This is a genomic window from Cytobacillus oceanisediminis 2691, assembly GCF_007678455.1.
Taxonomy (GTDB): domain Bacteria; phylum Bacillota; class Bacilli; order Bacillales; family Cytobacillaceae; genus Mesobacillus; species Mesobacillus oceanisediminis_A.
In genome coordinates this window covers 1-254 of record NZ_VEEP01000300.1, presented here as the reverse complement: position 1 = coordinate 254, position 254 = coordinate 1, and the positions used below count along the sequence as shown (strand labels likewise).

The 254-nt window shown below is 39.4% G+C and carries 1 protein-coding gene; it reads left to right on the top strand.

Going from position 1 to position 254, the window contains the following annotated elements:
- The first annotated feature begins 22 nt into the window (after positions 1-22).
- Entirely contained in the window at positions 23-223 is a 201-nt protein-coding gene (locus FS736_RS25615) for an ATP-binding protein (RefSeq protein ID WP_395883956.1), read from the top strand.
- The last annotated feature ends 31 nt before the right edge of the window (positions 224-254 follow it).

Sequence of the window (254 nt, the reverse complement as noted above, 5' to 3'; positions counted from 1 at the left end):
CAAATCACAGCAACTTTTCACTATTATTCTCCCACACAATCCTAAACCCATTCCTCACCAACATATCCATAACATTCCCAAACCTTTTTTTACCACCAACCAAAACCCTAATCCTCTTCCCCTCATCATATCCCATAAAATTATTCAACACCATAATCCCAAGATCAATGTCCAATCGAGTTCACAGGGCACAACTTTCACAATAACTCTGCCCATTCAGTGAATTCTTCCGCAGCATTAATCAACATTCTTCC